Raw genomic sequence first — 12,820 nt, forward strand, 5'->3', positions numbered from 1 at the left:
TTCTTTGCCCTTGGTAGAGAGCGCGATAATGCCGGCAGCACCACACAAATGGCTATCAGCACATCATAGAGAGTTGGTGAAGTACGCGACAATAATTCCGACTGCGCTTCCTTCAGTGGGGTGATAAGGAAATAGAGTGTGGCAGTGATAACAGCTATAACGACCATGATAAGGTAGTTTCTGAAAGAGCGCTTTAGAAACTGAAGGTCGTTAATACCAATAGAGAGACCCATGCCGGTAATAGGTCCCATGAGTGGAGAGATAAGCATGGCACCGATAATCACCGCAGTAGAATTGACGTTGAGCCCCAACGATGCTATCAAGATGGCAAAGATAAGTATCCAAAGGTTGGAGCCTTTGAATGATATGCCGTCGGTTATTTGGCTAATGGTATCGCGCTCCTCATTTTTATCTGGAAGGGAGTTAAAGTGTTGCCTGATAACACCCCACAAACTGTTATTTTGCCCTTCCATATTTTTTTGTTTTTGCAGTGTAATGTGACATTATTCAGAGTATAATTCTAACCTCCATACTAAAACTTTCATTCCTTAATTCCGCAGCATAAATTCTTGTGAGAACTCCAAGTGTCTGAGAAACAAAGTTCTCAAAACACTTCGATACGTCAGAAATTCCACCTATCTTGGTGCTGCAAACAAAAAATAGACAAAATCTGACATGGCAAAGGTAGCAATTAAAAACGAGAATATCACTTCTTTCGGTGGAATTTATCACATTATGGACATTTTCAAAGTTGGGCTTTGAAAGACAAAGATGACAAGCAACAGACAGATATCTTCGGAGTAATATACACATATCGCTGTATCCTCACCAATAACTGGATGTCTACCGAGAAAGACACCATTACATTTTATAATGAGCGTGGAGCAAGCGAAAAGAACTTCGACATACAGAACAATGACTTCGGATGGTCAGATGATCGCATCTGCCCTTTACCTTTATGGCTGAGAACATGGTTCTCATGATGGTTACCGTCATGCTGAAGAACTTCTATCTCGTCCGTCATATCAGCGAAAAGGTCAAGCCATTGAAAAAGACAAGCAGGCTGAAAGCCTTTATCCTGCATTTTGTCAGCGTGCCAGCAAAATGGGTGAGAACGGGAAGGCAGAACGTTCTGAACCTATATACAAATAAAACCTACTACGCTGAAGTCTTCATGGAATAAACAGTATTTCTTTGTGGTTTTTCATACTTCCCCATTGGTTTGGGTGGGGGATTTCATGATTATGCAAGAACCAAGAACCCCAGAAAATCCCCATATCAATGGATAAATCCCAAAAATGTCACTTCAATATATAAAAGTACCTCACAAGGAAAAATACTGCGGAATTGAGGTAATAATCCTTTTTTCATACTTCTTTAATATTTCAATGGGATTAACTATAATCGTAAAAGTTTCGATGTGTCTTCCTTTTTTGAACAGGACTCGTTCCTACCATTCCACTTTCAAATCCTTAAACATAACGGATTCTTTATTCTCTCCATTGAAGACATCAAAGCGCAGCAGTTTGATTTCCTTCACCTTATCTATATCCACATCATTGAAGATGATACGACCGTTGGTTGGGGCATCTTTGAAAACCCTGACCATCACATCATTGCCTACGGTAAGATTCTCTGTCTTTTGCCGTTCTCCATATAAATCTACATAAGATGCTTCATACCCAGCAATAACCATATCCACCATATCGCTTGTAGTGGACATTTGGAAAATGGCCGTGATAGACTTTTCAGCCTTATTCCCCTTTAGTGAGATAAGCTTATAGGTTACACCATTGTCGCCTTGTGCCGTAGTGATGCCCTTGCCAAAGTCCATCGCCTTACGCAGATCGATATTCAGCTGCTCTACCTCACTCACACGCCTGGAAAGTCCGTTCAACTGTTGCTGCTGTGCCTCTATTTTCTGTTTTAACTCTATGACTTGACTTTCAAGGGGTTGCTGCGCCATTGCAGAAGCCGACAGCATCATACTAAATACAGCAACTAATAGTTTCTTCATAGACGGTATAGTTATGATGATTGTTTTATTTTCAACAACAAAGATACTCAATTCTTCGTACATTCTCTTTTGGCGACTCAAAAAACTATCAGATTCATAATCTTTTCTGACAAATCGGTCCATCGACCGTTAATCTATCTTAAACCTTAATTTTTATCTGCTTTTTGTACAATCCCCACATATCATATTCTCTAATCATACGTCTTATTACATTTACACAAAGGCACATTAACCATCTATCAATGAGGCTCTTCACGGCAACAAAGCCACTTGCAAGTATAAAACAAAAACACTATCTTTGTCCATGATTTCACGATTTAGCATCTTCCTCTTTTACCTAACTCGCAAGATGCCTATTTCTCGAAATAACGCTACTGGGGCCCAACTCCATTTGATAACCGGCCTACCAAAAAGGAGTTTGTTATTATCTCACAACTAATAACAACCTCGACAATGAGAGACAACATCATGATCACCTTTGCCAATCAGAAGGGCGGTGTCGGAAAGACAACGCTCTGCACCATGTTCGCCGATTATTTGGCTGCAAAGGGAGAGAACGTACTCGTTGTGGATTTCGACCGTCAGCAGACCATCTTTTCCAAACGGCAGGAAGACATCGGGAAATACGAGGGTGTGCGACTGCCTTATACCGTACAGCCCTTCGACATCAAAAACACCAACAACGTCAGGGAGTTCCTGACGAATCTACGCAACGGCTATAAAGGCTTCGTGCTGATGGACACTCCCGGCAACCTGTCGCAGCAGGGACTGGTACCCATCTTCGCCCTCAGCCATTACATCGTCTGCCCTTATCAGTTCGAGGCTACCTCCATCAGTTCCACCGCCACTTTCATCGGCTTCATCGCTAAACTCCAGCACATGCTGCCCGTCATGAAGAGCCGATTCATCTTCGTCGTGAACAAATGGGACAAGCGATATGGCCGCAAGGCGGAACTGGAACTGTGGGATAAGACGGAGGAGCGGCTGCGCCACTTCGGACTGGTTGCGCCGCGCATAGAGGTCAAGGCGGATATGCAACGGTACAATACCATCGAACTGATGGGGCCGCAAAACGACATCGTGTCACCCACCTTCGACTTTATGTATCAACAGATCTCAGAACCTAAAGAGCAGACAAAATGAAAACGAATACTTCTCATTCGCAGGTTGCACCTACCAATGACTTGCTCAACCTGCCCGACATAGATGGTGTGTTTAATGAGGTGAAAGGGCCATCTGTCCCTCCACTTTCACAAGCTATCCCTAAGGCAACTCATACTGACATTCACCAGACTGATAACAGTTGGAAACTCTTCCGGCAGTGTGCCCAGCAATACGGCTACCGTGTCAAGAAGAACGACCGCAAGAACTACGAGATAGACAACGAGGTGGTGGAGTTGCTGAAGCTCTGCAACATCAACAACATGTCCGTTACCGACATCATCAATGCCGCTCTCCGTGCCTTCATCGGCACCAACAGCGGCTACCTCAAAGAGTTTCTACGCAGTAACGATTATATTGTCAATAACCTTCAAGATCATGTATAGGCAAAGTATCATCTGGACCGCACCAATGGTGGATTTCCTTACTGACCACTACAAGGCGATGAGCAATGCCTCGTTAGCCAAGCGTCTGGGCATTTCTCTGAGCTGCTTACGCCGAAAGCTGCATGAGTTGGGCTTGCGTAAACACCCTGTCACCAAGGCGATGACGGTAGTAGAGACCGTCTGTCGGCTATACAGCAGCCATTCCCATAGTGAGATTGCCCGGCTTACCGGCATATCCACCCGGACGGTTTCACGAATCGTGAAGAAGTACCATCTTAGCAGGACTTTAGACGATGCCCGGCAGATACGGTCCCGCAGCAGAAGGAGCATCATCAAACGGGAGAAGGCTCGCGTGTTGTTCGGTCTGCCCCAGAAAACCAACATCAAAGTGGTAGGCAACAAGAAACGGGTGGTCCTGAAGAGCATCCTGAAGTCATATGGCTATCTTGTTATCCCAGGACGTAACACATTATATTATCATGAGAATCTGAAGCGCCGCCCGATTCGTGAGAGCAACGGCGAGAGGCTGGGCTTGCGGTTTCAGCCCATGAGTGCCTATCCTGCCGCATCAGTTCCATGCCCGTCATTCACTTAATGCCTATTGCGTATGAATTTTCAAGTATTCCTTGGTTTTATCGTGGCTTGCTACCTCTGCTATTACTTCTGCACGGTGGCCTACGACCTGCTGGAGAACAGCAAGCGGGCTGCCAGTGAGGACGACAAGGCGCAGGAGGAAGTCATCGACATCTCCGATGAGGTAAGGGAGTTTGCGCCCATCCTCATCACTCGCCCTATTGTCAAGAAGCAAAAGGCAGCTGCCATGAAACGGAAGCAGACGGCAGAGCTCCTGATGACTGGCGGCATTGAGGTAAACGACCTGCTGGTCAAGGTGGAAGACCTGTCGAAAGACGGTGAGAACAGTGAACTGGGTGGGCTGCTTGCCGACTGGAAGAAAAGTCCACCATCTTCATAGCGGATTTCTTCATGAATCATATATCGACCTTTATCTTTAATATTTCAGACGTAGCACTTTAACTTGCTTCACTTACGGCTTTAACATGGAATTGAATTTCAAATTTAATCCATTCGATTATGTTGCAATTAAGAGAACAAGCAGTAAGATGCGTAAAACGTGCTTGGAGCTTTGCGAAGCGTCAGTCTTTGAAATTAGCAGTGGGTGTATGTATGTTCACCCTGAGTACAGGAACAGCGTTGGCCAACAGCAGGGGGGCGGGCGGCTTCTCAAAGGCCACCACGGAGATCTCTTCGTATCAGACCCCTGTTTCCAACCTGATGAAGGCCATCGCAGCCGTCATCGTGCTTGTGGGTGCGTTCAATGTATATTTCAAGATGCAGAACGGCGACCAGGACGTGAAGAAGACCATCATGCTCACCATCGGTGGCTGTGTGGCTTTCATCGCCATGTCGGAGGCGCTTCCGCTCTTCTTCAAGTAACTAACCGGTGGGAGCCGGACCATCTGACCATGCGTCTGGCTCCTGCCAAATTTCAACATTCTATGGAAGATTTCTTTCCTATATACAAGGGCATACAGAAACCGTTGGAGTTCATGGGCATCAGAGGCCGATTCCTGACCTTTGCTGCCATAGCCATCGGCGTGTCCTTCCTCGGTTTTATCCTCTTCTCCATCATCTTGGGTAAGTTAGCCGGCTTCATTGCCATGATTGTCCTTGCCCTTGTTGGACTGGCCACCATTTACATCCGGCAGCGCAATGGCCTTCATGCCAAACGCCACGATAAGGGTATCTGCATCTATCACGGAATCTTCAAACAATAAAGGTTATGACACAGAAAAGAAAACCATTCGACAAGCTCTTTGCCCAGTTGCAGGACATCAGGGAGAAGGGCGGGAAACTGCTCAACACGGTGCTCTGGTCGCAGAAGGGCAATCCATCAGTATTTTTCGAGATAGAGAATCCCGTGCAGCAGTATTGTACCGATGCCGACCAGTATCGGCTCTTTCAGGACGTACTGGCCAATATCGTCAAGACGCTCGGCGAGGGCTATACCCTCCAGAAGCAGGATATTTTCTGCAAGCAGGAATATCACCATGAGCCGGAGGGAGAACAGGAGTTCCTCACCGAAAGTTACTTCAACTACTTCGAGGGACGGCCTTATACCGACATACGCACCTTTCTCATCATCACGCAGGAATGTGCGCACAATGCCTTCGTGAAATACGATGCCAAGCGATGGGAGGACTTCCATGTAAAGGTGGCCAAGGTAGCCGACATCCTGCAGGAGAAAGGTATTGCGCACCGTAAGCTGAGCAAGCCTGAGATTGTCGAGTACCTTCATCGCTTCATGGCGTTCCAGTTCAAGCAGGGACCATTCTCCATGACCAACTTCAAGTGCTCGGACGAGAACCTGAAGATTGGCGACCGCACGGTAAAGTCCTTCCCCTTGGTGGATATAGACGAAATCAACATGCCCAACTTCGTGCGTCCGTTCCTCTCTGTGAATATCAACGGTACTTACATTGCCACCGACCTCTTCTCCTTCCTGACGGAGATTCCTTATACCGATTGCGTCATCTACAATCAGGTCATCCAGATACCTGCCCAACGAAAACTCATGCGGAAGCTGCAAGGCAAGGCGAAACGTCATGGCTCCATGCCCGACCCGTCCAACCGCATCGCCAAGGAAGATATAGAACGATTACTGGACACGTTGGCCGTGGATAGCAAACTGATGGTCTATACCAACTTTAATATCCTCGTCAGCTGTCCACACGATAAGATAACCCCAGTTACCTCGTATATCGAGACGAAACTCTACGACTGCGCCATCATGCCTTCTCGGTCAGCGTATAACCAGTTGGAACTCTTCACATGCAGTTTCCCGGGCAACGGCTATGCCTTCAATCCCGACTACGATCTCTTCCTTACGTTGTCGGACGCCGCACTCTGCCTTTGCTTCAAGGAGCATCTGAAACACTCGGAGGAGACGCCACTCAAAACCTACTATACAGATCGGCAGGGACTACCCGTGGCGATAGACATTACCGGCAAGGAAGGTGCGCACAAATATACCGACAATGCCAATTTCTTTTGTATAGGACCTTCTGGCAGTGGCAAGAGCTTCCACATGAACAGTGTGGTGCGCCAGCTTCTGGAGCAAAACACGGATGTGGTGATGGTTGATACTGGTGACAGCTACGAGGGAATATGCAGCTACTTCGGTGGCACTTATATCACCTATTCCAAGGAGCATCCCATCTCCATGAATCCGTTCAAGATTACCAAAACGGAGTACCGACAGAACTTCGGGGAGAAGAAGAACTTCCTCAAATCCCTCATCTTCCTGATCTTCAAGGGTAGCGAGATGCCCTCCAAGATTGAGGATGCCATCATCAATCAGGTCATTGTAGAGTATTACGATGCCTACTTTCATCCTTTCCGTGGCTTTTCTTCCGAAGAAAAGGACAGACTGCGCCACCGACTTTTGCTGGAGGATAAGAAGAACGGCGAGTATGAGAAGTATGGTGAGAAGGTGGAGCATCGCTATTATCAGGACTTTGAGGAACATCAGAGCGACATTTCCACAAAGGACTATGCAGAGGGTAAGGACGACATCTTTTCAGAAGCAGAGGTGCGGCATCAGGTCAAGGCAAAGCGTCAGGTGGAGAAACTACATGCCTTGGTCAATGACAAAGCTGCGACCGAAGGCGAAAAGGTGGCGGCCAACCGTCAGCTTATGCGCATCATGGCGGAGGTGATCGAGGGCAGCTATCTTATGCGTATCGAACAGAAGATAGAGAAAATGGAACAGCGCAGACGGAAGATGACCGTCAGGAAATTGTCTTTCAATACTTTCTATGAATATGCCTTGGAACGTATTCCACAGCTGATGGCCGAGAAAAAGATAGCCTTCAACATTGACAACTTCGCTGCCATCCTCGAACAGTTCTACCGTGGCGGTGAACTGGAGAGTACACTGAACAACGATTTGGAGCAGTCGCTCTTCGATGAGCGGTTTATCGTCTTTGAGATAGACAAAATCAAGGACGACCCCGTGCTGTTTCCCATCGTTGTGCTCATCATCATGGATGTGTTCCTCCAGAAGATGCGTATCAAGAAAGGCCGAAAGGCACTCATCATCGAAGAGGCATGGAAGGCCATCGCCTCGCCTACGATGGCAGAGTATATCAAATATCTGTATAAGACGGTGCGCAAGTTCCACGGCATCGCCGGTGTGGTGACGCAGGAATTGAACGATGTGATTGACTCGCCCATTGTCAAAGAGGCGATTATCAACAACAGTGATGTGAAAATCCTGCTCGACCAGGCCAAGTTCAAGGACAGGTACGATGACATTGCGGCCATCCTCGGATTGACGGCCGTACAGCGACAGCAGATCTTCACCATCAATGCGCTCAACAACCACGAGGGACGCAACTACTTCAAGGAGGTATGGATATGCCGTGGGCAGGTGTCGGACGTGTATGGTGTGGAGGAGCCGCCTGAATGTTACTGGGCCTATACTACGGAACGGGCAGAAAAGGAAGCTCTCAAAATCTATACAAGGCACTTCGGTGGCAACATCCAACGTGCCATCACGGAGATCGAAAAAGACCGCAGACAGACTGGGATAAATAAATATCTCGACTTCGCGCGGCAGGTCAACAATCATCAAAACATTATGAGCTTATGGAAAAGTCAAAGTTAATCCTCGTTCTGACGATGCTCCTTGCCTCGCTGAATATCCGGGCTGGCTGGCGTGTGGTGATCGACAAGAGAACGATGGCAGCAGTAACGGCAAATGCAGTTTCACAGAAAATCATTGAGGACAAGCACAACGGTCGTCTGGATTCCATAAAGTCCAAGCAGGAGAAGCTGATGCAATACACCGCTACGATGGCAAGCATTAAGGAACTCTACCTACTCTCCATGCAGAACATTACAGGCTTTGGGGAGGAAAGCAAATACTATGGGGAAATAGTCTCGCTCACCGCTGGTATCTTCAAGGACGTGCCCATCGTGTTGAAACAGCTCGGCAAGTCGCCGGGCAAAAACTATGTAGTATGCATCAATGAGATGGCCAACCTCGTGTCCGAGACGGAAGGACTGGTACACGACTTTGTGGACATTGTGAACAATGGCAGAATCCGCAACCCACTCAAAGAAGGCAAAAACGGCGGCAAGGACGATGGGTATAACCTGCTTAACCGCTATGAACGGCTGACGATGGCTAACAAAATCTACAGCCGTCTGCTTGAAATCCACTACAAACTGGAGGTCATGGTGATGATGTGTCAGTTCGGTAACAGCTGGGGCGATGTGCTCATGGCCATCGACGTGGAGTCATGGGCTGCCTATATCACCGCTCGCAACTCGGTGGACGGGCTGATTGACAACTGGAACGGATTGGGTGTATAATGGAGGTCGAGCCTATGAAAAGAGCATATTATATAAATAGGTGTTGGATGTTGCTCTTATGCCTAACATTAGCAGCTCCTACTTTTGCCGATGTAATTCCCACACCGAGGGATCCGGCCACCATCGAAGCCCTCATCAGTCTGCACAAACTCATTAAGGGCGAGGAGGACAAGGCCTTGGCAAAGGTGACGACGAGTTTTGGCGAGCAGAGCATCATCACAAAAGGTGCCACGAAGTTCAATGATGTGAGGACGACCTTGGACAGCAAACTGAACAACGGCTATTCCTACGTCATCTTAGCCAGTGCGTTGGGTTCGACGGCCAACAGCATGTATCGTCTGATACAGGAGTATTCCCAGTTTACACGCTCCACCTTTCAATATACCTTCAAGAAACCGATGGTGGCATGGTACTATACCGAGGCGAACATGGCATGTGCAAGGGAAATCAAGAATATCAAAGCCCTTTATGCCTCGCTTGCCGCCAGCGGTATCAACGCAATGAAGGCCTCGGTGGACGAGAAGCTACATCTGGTCATGGAACTGAGAACATCCATCGAGAACATGAGGGGAATTATAGACGGTGCCAACGTATGGTGCAGCATCATTACCGTCGGCGGCTTCAGATACGATTACATCTGGGACATTCTCAACAGTGAGGTAACGGACAAGATAGCAGAGAGAGTAATCAATAAATGGAACAGCGTATGAGAAAGTATTTATTGATAATAGTGGGCTTGCTTTACCTATGTTTACCAGTATCGGCACAGCATCCAACCTACGACGACCAGAAGGAAAAGCAGTGGAAGTCAATGGAAAACGGGCCGTGGGATTTTTCTCCTGCATGGTATTATTACCTGCTGCATAAAAAGTATAGTGGTGGGGAGACCTACTGGAAATGGGGATTCCTTAAATCTGGTTGGAGGGTGCGGTTCAAGGAAAGTAAGTCCAAGGTGAAGCGGATCATGCCCACCCGTATCACCGCCGAGGAGACACAACGGCAGAAGATGAAGGAAGCCGAACAGGAACGTGTCAAGATGGAAGAACTCTACAAGGAGGAAGTGGCGCGTGCCGCTGACAGGAATGTCGATCTGGTTTATTCTTCGTTCAAGGCCGCCTTTGACCGTATGCAGCAATCCATTGCCGACGGACTGCTCTTCTGTATGCAGCGAAGCAAGGGCAAACTGAAATATCAGGTCGATGAACTGACACGGCAGAATGAAATGATTTGCCAGGACATCGTCTACATCCATCGGACAGGTGCAGGGTATGAACTTGAAAACGCCAAGCGGCAGAAAGCCTACCAGCAATACAAGAAACAGATGGAGGAGATGGTCAGCCGTGTGGCGCACCTTGTCGGCATGGCGCAGAACTATTACAAACGATAAAACATGGTTTAAGAATATGGTTACAGACATCTTATTGAATATCACAAGTCAGCTGCTCACGATGGGACTGCCTTCCATCGACGAGAGCCTTGACAAGCTGCTGGTGGCGATGGAAACCTTCCCGAAGTCGGCGGTGCTGGGCGACACCGTGGGCTATGCCCGTGTCATCGGCCTATGCCTTGCCCTTTGCGTGGGTTCCTACGAGTGCTGGATGATGATGCTTGGGCGCAGGGCGATGGACGTGATGAAACTCCTCCGTATCGTGGGACTGTCCATCTGCATCACTTACAGCTCGTGGATCTGTCAGGAGCTTGCCTGGCCGGGAAAGGCATTGGAGGCGACAACCAAACAGATGGCGAGCAGCAAAAATAAGGAGGTGGCAGCCCTCGAACTGAAAGTGGCGCAGAAGCAGTCGGACTACCTCAAACGGCTCCGGCAGGTACAGGACAGCATCGAGACGGCGAAGCAGGTACAGGAAATTGGCGAGGATGCCCATTGGTGGGACAAGCTCATCTACAACATGGAGAATCTTGGCTCGACCATCAACAATTATGCGCAACGGGCTACCGTAGCCGCGGAGACAAAAGTGTCGGAATGGATCAACGACGTGATACGCTTTATCGGGGAACTGATCTTCCAAATGTCGTATTATGGCATTTTGGTGGCGCAACGTATCTTCATGACGATATTGGCGACCTTCGCGCCCATCATGTTTGCCCTGTCCATCGTACCGCCATGGAGCAGTGCGTGGTCGCAATGGATCAGCAAATACCTTTCCTTATCGCTTTGGGGATTTGTTACCTATATGTGCCTGTATTACATAGACTTCATTCTGATGTATAACCTTGGCGAGGACCTTACCGCCTATGGCAGGCTTCTACAAGGACAGGTGAACTCATGGGGACAGATAGGTGCGCTGGGCATTCAGGGCATCGGCTCCAACTGTATGTACGCTATGGGTATGCTCGTGGGTGCCTACATTATCCGCTTTGTTCCAGAGGTGGCATCATGGCTGATACCAGGTGGCGTGAGTTCGAGTGCGGGCAGTGCCGCCGGTGGTGTTGTGGCAGGTGCTGTGGGCGGAGCCATGGGCAGTGCCGCCTCTACTGGTATGGGCATCGCTTCGGTGGCTACGCCAGTAGCAGGTTCGGGGTATCGGGTGTAGCACACCTCGGAGCGGCAGGTATGGCCGGGGCAGTAAGTGGCGCAAGTGGTTATTCCGATGGCGGTGCAGCTACTTTGGCCGGGGCGATGGGCGGTGCAGCTTCAGGTATGGCGAAAGAGGCCAAGCACATGTTCACCGAAAGCTCTGCTGGCAAGGCGGCATCGAAGATGGGCAGTTCCATGAAGGATTCATATAACAGAGGAAAATAAACTAAAACGACAGGATATGTTAATACAGAGTTTGGAACAGAAAACAAGACTCGCACTGACGACCGTACTGCTGACCATCATTGGCAGTACGGTGGTCTGTGCCTGCTGCATCTTCTACTGTGCCAAGTTGGTAACGGAAGAGCGTAATCAGATTTATGTCCTCGACGGCGACATCCCTTTCCTCGCTGAAAGGAGCAAGCAGGAGACGAACTTTGTGATGGAGGCGAAAGCACACATCCAACTCTTCCATCAGTATTTCTTCAACCTGCCGCCCGATGATGATTATATCAAGTGGACGCTGTCCAAGGCGATGTATATGGCGGACGGTACGGCACTGAAGCAGAAACAGGCAATGGAGGAAAACGGTTTCTACTCGGACATCGTGTCTTCCTCTGCCGTGTGCATGATTATCTGCGATTCCATCAAGTTGGATGAGCAGTCGAGGAAGTTCAAATATTATGGTACGCAGATTATCAAGCGCCGTTCGCGCGACATGAAACGCTCCCTCATCACGGTGGGCAGCATCGAGAATGTGCCCCGCACAAGGAATAATCCGCACGGGCTGCTGATTACCAACTGGAGAACGCTGGAGAATAAGGATTTAGACTACTAAGGGTATGAAGAAGAAAATGAAGCGTGCGAAAGCAGCAAAAGCAAGATGGGAACAGGGAGTCAAAGGTAAAATAGAAACTGTCGTAAGGAAATTCTCTCGTCAGTGGAAGATACAGGAGCGGATAGACGCTGCCAATACATGGGCTACAAATCATCCGAAGCGCACGGCGGCCATGACCATCGGTGCGTTGGTCTGTTCGCTCGGCCTTGGGATTCTTGTCTCCCTCTACACTCCACAACCCAGCAAGGATATTGTGGGAGAGATAGAGAATGTGCAGTCTATGTTCGCCGGACTACAGAGCATACAGAATGGCAAAAACGTGCAGGTGCGTGAAGTCGGGCAGCTGGCTCTCAGAGGACAACGGCTGAAATGGGAGTTGGATTCCCTTGTACACATCCCTGTAAAGACACATCGGGATTCTATGCTCATCATCTCTAAATACAGACAACTCGAAATGATAGTGGCAAACTTAAAACATCAATGAT

The 12,820-nt window shown here is 48.5% G+C and carries 14 protein-coding genes and 2 pseudogenes; 14 read left to right on the plus strand and 2 right to left on the minus strand.

Going from position 1 to position 12,820, the window contains the following annotated elements; translation table 11 throughout:
- Positions 1-3 precede the first annotated feature (3 nt).
- Positions 4-473: pseudogene (locus HMPREF0659_RS03485) on the minus strand (DUF389 domain-containing protein); the annotation flags it as partial.
- Between the two features lie 285 nt (positions 474-758).
- Here HMPREF0659_RS03485 and HMPREF0659_RS13015 point away from each other — a divergent pair.
- Positions 759-1,183 (plus strand): annotated as a pseudogene (locus tag HMPREF0659_RS13015) (IS1380 family transposase); the annotation flags it as partial.
- Between the two features lie 267 nt (positions 1,184-1,450).
- On the opposite strand, the gene HMPREF0659_RS03495 reads toward HMPREF0659_RS13015, so the two are convergent.
- Positions 1,451-2,080 carry a hypothetical protein gene (locus HMPREF0659_RS03495; RefSeq protein ID WP_013264490.1) on the minus strand — a complete coding sequence of 210 codons (630 nt, stop codon included), beginning with the start codon at positions 2,078-2,080 and terminating at the stop codon, positions 1,451-1,453.
- Positions 2,081-2,470: 390 nt separating this feature from the next.
- Here HMPREF0659_RS03495 and HMPREF0659_RS03500 point away from each other — a divergent pair, with 390 nt between their 5' ends.
- The 13 genes from HMPREF0659_RS03500 to HMPREF0659_RS03555 all read left to right on the plus strand — a co-directional run bounded on the left by HMPREF0659_RS03500 (position 2,471) and on the right by HMPREF0659_RS03555 (position 12,819).
- A complete protein-coding gene (locus HMPREF0659_RS03500) occupies positions 2,471-3,160 on the plus strand; it encodes a ParA family protein (protein WP_013264177.1) in 690 nt (229 codons plus the stop codon).
- A complete protein-coding gene (locus tag HMPREF0659_RS03505) occupies positions 3,157-3,564 on the plus strand; it encodes a hypothetical protein (protein ID WP_013264255.1) in 408 nt (135 codons plus the stop codon). The genes HMPREF0659_RS03500 and HMPREF0659_RS03505 overlap by 4 nt, the downstream gene beginning before the upstream one ends.
- Positions 3,557-4,159: a helix-turn-helix domain-containing protein gene (locus HMPREF0659_RS12350; RefSeq protein WP_013264347.1), complete on the plus strand. Its 603-nt coding sequence runs from the start codon at positions 3,557-3,559 to the stop codon at positions 4,157-4,159. Before HMPREF0659_RS03505 ends, HMPREF0659_RS12350 begins: the two co-directional genes overlap by 8 nt.
- Positions 4,160-4,171: 12 nt before the next feature.
- On the plus strand, positions 4,172-4,537 hold the full coding sequence (locus HMPREF0659_RS03510; protein WP_028900055.1) for a hypothetical protein: 366 nt from the start codon (positions 4,172-4,174) through the stop codon (positions 4,535-4,537).
- Between the two features lie 119 nt (positions 4,538-4,656).
- A complete protein-coding gene (locus tag HMPREF0659_RS03515; RefSeq protein ID WP_044045852.1) occupies positions 4,657-5,019 on the plus strand; it encodes a DUF4134 domain-containing protein in 363 nt (120 codons plus the stop codon).
- 62 nt (positions 5,020-5,081) lie between these two features.
- Positions 5,082-5,360, plus strand: a complete 279-nt coding sequence (locus HMPREF0659_RS03520) for a DUF4133 domain-containing protein (protein ID WP_025791084.1) — start codon at positions 5,082-5,084, stop codon at positions 5,358-5,360.
- Positions 5,361-5,365: 5 nt separating this feature from the next.
- Positions 5,366-8,251 carry a TraG family conjugative transposon ATPase gene (locus HMPREF0659_RS03525; protein ID WP_013265026.1) on the plus strand — a complete coding sequence of 962 codons (2,886 nt, stop codon included), beginning with the start codon at positions 5,366-5,368 and terminating at the stop codon, positions 8,249-8,251.
- A complete protein-coding gene (locus HMPREF0659_RS03530; RefSeq protein WP_013264430.1) occupies positions 8,233-8,961 on the plus strand; it encodes a hypothetical protein in 729 nt (242 codons plus the stop codon). Before HMPREF0659_RS03525 ends, HMPREF0659_RS03530 begins: the two co-directional genes overlap by 19 nt.
- A 14-nt stretch (positions 8,962-8,975) precedes the next feature.
- Positions 8,976-9,671 carry a hypothetical protein gene (locus tag HMPREF0659_RS03535; RefSeq protein WP_028900053.1) on the plus strand — a complete coding sequence of 232 codons (696 nt, stop codon included), beginning with the start codon at positions 8,976-8,978 and terminating at the stop codon, positions 9,669-9,671.
- On the plus strand, positions 9,668-10,348 hold the full coding sequence (locus tag HMPREF0659_RS03540) for a DUF5045 domain-containing protein (protein WP_044045853.1): 681 nt from the start codon (positions 9,668-9,670) through the stop codon (positions 10,346-10,348). Before HMPREF0659_RS03535 ends, HMPREF0659_RS03540 begins: the two co-directional genes overlap by 4 nt.
- A 16-nt stretch (positions 10,349-10,364) precedes the next feature.
- Complete coding sequence (locus HMPREF0659_RS03545) at positions 10,365-11,513, plus strand: membrane protein (protein WP_013264149.1); 1,149 nt, start codon at positions 10,365-10,367, stop codon at positions 11,511-11,513.
- Positions 11,514-11,738: 225 nt separating this feature from the next.
- Positions 11,739-12,335, plus strand: a complete 597-nt coding sequence (gene traK, locus HMPREF0659_RS03550; RefSeq protein WP_013264774.1) for a conjugative transposon protein TraK — start codon at positions 11,739-11,741, stop codon at positions 12,333-12,335.
- 4 nt (positions 12,336-12,339) lie between these two features.
- A complete protein-coding gene (locus HMPREF0659_RS03555; RefSeq protein WP_013264290.1) occupies positions 12,340-12,819 on the plus strand; it encodes a hypothetical protein in 480 nt (159 codons plus the stop codon).
- Position 12,820 lies beyond the last annotated feature (1 nt).

This window comes from Prevotella melaninogenica ATCC 25845 (assembly GCF_000144405.1).
GTDB classification, from domain to species: Bacteria; Bacteroidota; Bacteroidia; order Bacteroidales; family Bacteroidaceae; genus Prevotella; species Prevotella melaninogenica.

Excerpts from the sequence above, each read along its gene's own strand:
- HMPREF0659_RS03495 (WP_013264490.1), bottom strand. The coding sequence starts at position 2,080 with ATGTACGAAGAATTGAGTATCTTTGTTGTTGAAAATAAAACAATCATC.
- HMPREF0659_RS03500 (WP_013264177.1), top strand. The coding sequence starts at position 2,471 with ATGAGAGACAACATCATGATCACCTTTGCCAATCAGAAGGGCGGTGTC.
- HMPREF0659_RS03505 (WP_013264255.1), top strand. The coding sequence starts at position 3,157 with ATGAAAACGAATACTTCTCATTCGCAGGTTGCACCTACCAATGACTTG.
- HMPREF0659_RS12350 (WP_013264347.1), top strand. The coding sequence starts at position 3,557 with ATGTATAGGCAAAGTATCATCTGGACCGCACCAATGGTGGATTTCCTT.
- HMPREF0659_RS03510 (WP_028900055.1), top strand. The coding sequence starts at position 4,172 with ATGAATTTTCAAGTATTCCTTGGTTTTATCGTGGCTTGCTACCTCTGC.
- HMPREF0659_RS03515 (WP_044045852.1), top strand. The coding sequence starts at position 4,657 with ATGTTGCAATTAAGAGAACAAGCAGTAAGATGCGTAAAACGTGCTTGG.
- HMPREF0659_RS03520 (WP_025791084.1), top strand. The coding sequence starts at position 5,082 with ATGGAAGATTTCTTTCCTATATACAAGGGCATACAGAAACCGTTGGAG.
- HMPREF0659_RS03525 (WP_013265026.1), top strand. The coding sequence starts at position 5,366 with ATGACACAGAAAAGAAAACCATTCGACAAGCTCTTTGCCCAGTTGCAG.
- HMPREF0659_RS03530 (WP_013264430.1), top strand. The coding sequence starts at position 8,233 with ATGGAAAAGTCAAAGTTAATCCTCGTTCTGACGATGCTCCTTGCCTCG.
- HMPREF0659_RS03535 (WP_028900053.1), top strand. The coding sequence starts at position 8,976 with ATGAAAAGAGCATATTATATAAATAGGTGTTGGATGTTGCTCTTATGC.
- HMPREF0659_RS03540 (WP_044045853.1), top strand. The coding sequence starts at position 9,668 with ATGAGAAAGTATTTATTGATAATAGTGGGCTTGCTTTACCTATGTTTA.
- HMPREF0659_RS03545 (WP_013264149.1), top strand. The coding sequence starts at position 10,365 with ATGGTTACAGACATCTTATTGAATATCACAAGTCAGCTGCTCACGATG.
- traK (WP_013264774.1), top strand. The coding sequence starts at position 11,739 with ATGTTAATACAGAGTTTGGAACAGAAAACAAGACTCGCACTGACGACC.
- HMPREF0659_RS03555 (WP_013264290.1), top strand. The coding sequence starts at position 12,340 with ATGAAGAAGAAAATGAAGCGTGCGAAAGCAGCAAAAGCAAGATGGGAA.